This is a genomic window from Pseudomonas reactans, assembly GCF_013387025.1.
Lineage (GTDB): Bacteria > Pseudomonadota > Gammaproteobacteria > Pseudomonadales > Pseudomonadaceae > Aquipseudomonas > Aquipseudomonas reactans.
Window position 1 is genome coordinate 1 of record NZ_JACAQP010000063.1, and the last position, 4633, is coordinate 4633.

Sequence of the window (4633 nt, forward strand, 5' to 3'; positions counted from 1 at the left end):
TCTTTTTCAGAGTTTCCCTAATGGTTTGGACGGGCCAAACGGCTGAAATCGGTCAGTGGTCATTGGATGGCATGATCGCGGGTAAAGATGATGGGCTGATTGTTCGCTTCCGAGAAAAAGACGGTGATTATTTCGCGCCTTTGCACATGCTCATCGAGGCACTCCGCTCAACGTGCTTACCTCTGCAATTGGAGGACCAGCTTGTTATCTGGGATTCCAAAAACGAGTGCTTGGATAGCTGGCAAGGCATTTTTAAAGAGTCATTCTTGGTCCAACGTACCGATAGGGTTCCCTCGGGACAGGACGATCTGAACATGCTGCACCTTCTGGATCGTGCAAAAGCCGCTGACCACTCTTTAAAACCACTACTGGTAGCAGCCACTGACCTTGAACGAGCGTTGGCCGGTGGAGTCGTTGAGTTCATTGATGGTAGCTCGCTGTCATCAGAAACCCTGTCTGATGCTTTCCTTGTTTACATCACGAGCAAGGGCATACCTGTCAGCAAGCCGCTTCGGTCGATGGGTGACTTTGTGATGGAGCTTCACACACGAAATGGCACGTACAAGCTATTAGATGGCAAGGTTCGCACGGTAAACGGCCCCGCTCGCCTCACTGCCGGTGCAATCCTTCTCGACAAGGAAACGAAGTACCCAACGTACTACCTGCGGGCCGACCATGGGACGATCTACCAGCCTGTGTACAGAAAGGTTTCCGAGGACGATATCCAGGACCACGACCCAAGCAACATTTTCGCAACTGATGGTGCCCACCCTCTTGAGCTGAACGGAACGCATAGCGCTGATCGGTACGTTACAACACTGCTCTATGCAGAGCGTTACCAAGGCAGTTTATTCAACGGCATAATGGACGAGGATATTTTTCGATAGCGCGAAAAGCATACCACTTACAAACAAGTAAAATACGCCGCACTACATGGATCTATAAGAGGTTTTCAATGGAATATTTGATCGGTGCAATCGTGGCCGGAATTATCATTTTTGTTGTCTTGGTAAAATCCAAAACAGACAAATTTAATAAGCTCACACGGATGCACTTTCCGAATTGGTTTGCATTATTTTCCAACAGTCAAATGCCTGAAAATCACGGGATGGCGCGAGCATTGATCCTTCAAACCTTCCACCTTGCAGAAGAATTCGGAGCCATCACCCCGACCGAGAAACGCGAACTCGACGCCGGATGCATGAAGGAAGATCCTATAGAGATTCTGAATGGGTGGTTGGAGCATGCTTTGCCGGTCGTAAGGAGAGAATTTGGGGATGCTGAAATCGCCACTTCGGAGGCTCGATTAATCGGAGTTTTGATGTTGGTTAGCGTCAAAGGTGTACGTCCAGAACGTGACCTTAACGAATTTCTAAAACGGTTCAATTAGGAACGTCAGCATGGATGAAATTGACCCTCAAGCCCTCCAGTTCAAAGAGGTATGCGCCTACTACGGTGCAGCCATGCACATGGCGCAGGTGCTTGAGCATGGGATCGTGAACGCCCTCTTCTTCCTCGACTTCTTGCCTCGCAAAAAATCAGAATGGACTGACACAGAGTATGAGGAATTTTTTGACGGAAATTTCTCCAAGACGTTTGGCACTCTGGTTAACTCGTTGAGGAAAGTGACGACCGTACCGCAAGCCTTTGATGACCTGATTCGCAGATCCAACAAGCGCCGCAACTACCTCGCCCATACCTTTTTCCGTGAAAACATGGACGTGCTTTACGCGGGTGGTTTTGACGAAATCGTCACCAGATTAAACGATGACATTGAGCTGTTTCGAGAAACAGATGCTGCTCTCACAGTCATCCTTGAACCCTTGTGGATAGAGAACGGTTGGACCATAGAACGTATAGAAGCAGAGGCTGAAAAATACCAAGCTGAATTGCGTAGGTCCAAGCCGGACGAGGTGGCCTGATGTTCAGAAGCAATGGTGATGATTCCTTCCGGGCTTACCTCGCTGCTGGTACTGAGAATCTAGATGAGATCCTAGTGGCAGGCTCTGCCTTTCTCACGATGATGGACGACCTCGATTCGTTTCTGATTCAGCATGTGAGCGGCCCAAACGTCGAGATCGATAATCAGATAATCCACCTATTGCGCATCAACGCCCGTTTTCTTTTGATGACCGGGTTTCGCATTGGCCTGACAGGCCACGTTTCAGGCATTTTCCCCATTCTACGCACGGCCTTGGAAACCAGTTGTTACGCGCTGCTGATGGCGAATAACGATTCCCTGTGTGACATATGGTTAGGTCGTAACAGCTCCCCCGAGGGTTTGAGAGCCTGCAAAACGGCTTTCAGCAAGGCAATAAAAGATGCGCAAAAATTGGTTGATAAACATGATCCCGTGCTGGGTGAATGGATGTATGCCCTATACGAAAGCACCATCGACTTTGGCGCACACCCCAATCCGAAGACGGTGACTCTTCATACTAGATTCACTGACGATGACCAGGGCATGACTTTGATTGAAAATATTGGTCTCTATGGTGTCAGCAATTATGGATACGAAGGCGGGCTACTAGCCTGCGTCGAAATGGGTTTAGCCACTGCAATGGTTTTGTCCATGACACACGACAAGGTTACTCGTGAGGCTGTACAGGCACTGCAGGCACTTAATGACAGGAAGAATGAGCTGGAGGATATGATTAGAGAGAAGCACCTCCAAGGCTGATCAAAAAGTGATCATCCTTTCGTTGCTGGAATGTCGCCGTTCGGCTACACTTGCTTCATGAACACAATCATCACTACCCATGAATTTGATAACTGGCTGAAAGGTCTGAAAGAAGTACAGGCACGTCTACGGATCGTTTCTCGGATCTTGAGTGCAGAGGCGGGTAATTTTGGTGACTGTGAGCCAGTAGGTGAAGGCATCAGCGAAATGCGGATCTTCGTCGGGCCGGGATACCGTGTGTACTACACGCGCCGTGGCGAGGTCGTTTACCTGCTACTGTGTGGCGGCAATAAGTCATCACAGAAACGAGACATCAAGCTTGCCAAATCCATCCTCAATGAGATCGAGCAAGGAGACGTAAAATGAGAGAACTCAAAGCATTTGATGCATCCCAGTACCTCACCAACGAGGACGAGATTGCTCAATTCCTGACCATTTCTTTGGAAGACCCAAACCCTGACGTGTTCCTTCGCGCTCTGCAGGAAGTAGCCAAGGCTCGTGGCATGAGCCAGCTTGCCAAGGATGCTGGTATCAATCGTGAGAGCCTGTACAAAGCGTTGGCACCAGGTGCAAAGCCCCGGTATGACACAGTGTTGAAGCTTGTGAATGCATTAGGCGTGAAGCTGACGGCACAGCACGTTTAGGCCCGATCCCTCCCGGACTGACCGGGAGCATGAGCAAATACAAAACCTCCTAAAAGGAGGCATCGTTTCGTTCCAATGAGAAATTGTTATTCAAACTTAATTACACACTGTTCATAAGCTTTGTCGTTTTGCCCCTCATAACTGAAAAGAGACATTTCCGCGATCCCTAATGTGCGGATAGACTCTTCATCACATCTGAACATACTTTCATTGCACCCATTGTCGTTACACAGTCCTTCTATGAATAACTCAAAAGCCCACGGAATATGTCCATAGCTTTTAGTAACATTCATAAAATTCCTCAACGACCTTCTAAAGCAGCAAGCAAAAACGAATACGCCGTCCTTTCTTTTTAAAATCATATCTCTACGGAATTTTATTTGACCCGATGAGTTATAGTATTCAGGAGCTTTGATTTTAAGCTCATTAACTTCTGCGTAAAATCCGTAGTCTTTGAGAAGCCCGATAAGGAAAGAAGGTAAATAAAAACATTTCTTCGTGTGATAGCTTGCAAAATAACCGAGGACAAGATCACTTTTCACATCGTATTGATAAGGATCATTATCAGATTTGATCTTTCGAATTTTGGCTATTATTTCTACTAACTCTTCTTTTACTGACTCAGAATACAAGGTAAGACCTGTAATCCCCAGCCCATTATTTCCATTAACTGAATTCTCAGAAAAATCATAATCAAGACCATCTATCGTGAAATCATCATTTGGATTAATGTGTTTTTCCTGATTATTCTTTGCGTCTATTGGGTCATCCTCAATAAGGAATGAAAAATCCAGATCGTCATTTTGCATTTCAGCAACTGGCTGAGTACTTTCAGGTAACGCAACTTTACTTTTTGTAGCTTTTCTTTTATTCATAAATGGATAAATTGTTATACACACAATTATACCATTTGATAAAACCAAACCTCCACCTAGGAGGCTTTTAATTCAATTTCTTTTAAATATTTTATCTGCTTATGAGTTATTACTGTCTCGCCACGGAAAAGCAATACCTCTTTGTTCTTGAATCTTCGAACAGCAACCCCTACTTTTTTTACCAGATCCAAGCTCACCATCGAATCTAGTTTTACATCATAGTAGTCCAAAGAAATTACAGTTCTCCCTGAATAATCTTTGTAAGATAAGCCATACGCGCAATAACCGTAATCACGGGCTATATGCCTTAAAGAGTCAATCAACCCTTCGAAATGGGTTAAATATTCGTCATCAGATTTGAATTTAATTTTACTCATAGTAAATGTAGTTTTGTTTATGAGTCAAATTATACCAAAGGATGGTCTGAAGTAGCC

The 4633-nt window shown here is 45.5% G+C and carries 8 protein-coding genes; 6 read left to right on the forward strand and 2 right to left on the reverse strand.

The window, feature by feature from the left end; translation table 11 throughout:
• From HX793_RS30650 to HX793_RS30675, 6 genes are all read left to right on the forward strand, one after another.
• Positions 1-887, forward strand: an 887-nt coding sequence (locus HX793_RS30650) for a hypothetical protein (protein WP_178905595.1), incomplete at its 5' end; no start/stop codon positions are given.
• 68 nt (positions 888-955) lie between these two features.
• A complete protein-coding gene (locus HX793_RS30655; protein WP_065948956.1) occupies positions 956-1390 on the forward strand; it encodes a hypothetical protein in 435 nt (144 codons plus the stop codon).
• Positions 1391-1400: 10 nt separating this feature from the next.
• Entirely contained in the window at positions 1401-1922 is a 522-nt protein-coding gene (locus tag HX793_RS30660) for a hypothetical protein (RefSeq protein ID WP_177030918.1), read from the forward strand.
• The gene (locus tag HX793_RS30665) at positions 1922-2680 is read left to right on the forward strand and encodes a hypothetical protein (protein ID WP_177030917.1); all 759 of its coding nucleotides are present in this window, start codon (positions 1922-1924) and stop codon (positions 2678-2680) included. Before HX793_RS30660 ends, HX793_RS30665 begins: the two co-directional genes overlap by 1 nt.
• Positions 2681-2737: 57 nt before the next feature.
• Positions 2738-3046, forward strand: a complete 309-nt coding sequence (locus tag HX793_RS30670) for a type II toxin-antitoxin system RelE/ParE family toxin (RefSeq protein WP_177030916.1) — start codon at positions 2738-2740, stop codon at positions 3044-3046.
• Positions 3043-3324 carry an addiction module antidote protein gene (locus HX793_RS30675; RefSeq protein ID WP_056788879.1) on the forward strand — a complete coding sequence of 94 codons (282 nt, stop codon included), beginning with the start codon at positions 3043-3045 and terminating at the stop codon, positions 3322-3324. The genes HX793_RS30670 and HX793_RS30675 overlap by 4 nt, the downstream gene beginning before the upstream one ends.
• A gap of 86 nt (positions 3325-3410) precedes the next feature.
• Here HX793_RS30675 and HX793_RS30680 read toward each other — a convergent pair whose 3' ends face one another.
• Positions 3411-4247 carry a hypothetical protein gene (locus HX793_RS30680; protein WP_177053439.1) on the reverse strand — a complete coding sequence of 279 codons (837 nt, stop codon included), beginning with the start codon at positions 4245-4247 and terminating at the stop codon, positions 3411-3413.
• A gap of 8 nt (positions 4248-4255) precedes the next feature.
• Complete coding sequence (locus HX793_RS30685; protein WP_177030914.1) at positions 4256-4576, reverse strand: hypothetical protein; 321 nt, start codon at positions 4574-4576, stop codon at positions 4256-4258.
• Positions 4577-4633: the final 57 nt, after the last annotated feature.

Bases quoted from the DNA above. Each gene is read 5' to 3' on its own strand.
- HX793_RS30655 (WP_065948956.1), top strand. From the start codon at position 956: ATGGAATATTTGATCGGTGCAATCGTGGCCGGAATTATCATTTTTGTT.
- HX793_RS30660 (WP_177030918.1), top strand. From the start codon at position 1,401: ATGGATGAAATTGACCCTCAAGCCCTCCAGTTCAAAGAGGTATGCGCC.
- HX793_RS30665 (WP_177030917.1), top strand. From the start codon at position 1,922: ATGTTCAGAAGCAATGGTGATGATTCCTTCCGGGCTTACCTCGCTGCT.
- HX793_RS30670 (WP_177030916.1), top strand. From the start codon at position 2,738: ATGAACACAATCATCACTACCCATGAATTTGATAACTGGCTGAAAGGT.
- HX793_RS30675 (WP_056788879.1), top strand. From the start codon at position 3,043: ATGAGAGAACTCAAAGCATTTGATGCATCCCAGTACCTCACCAACGAG.
- HX793_RS30685 (WP_177030914.1), bottom strand. From the start codon at position 4,576: ATGAGTAAAATTAAATTCAAATCTGATGACGAATATTTAACCCATTTC.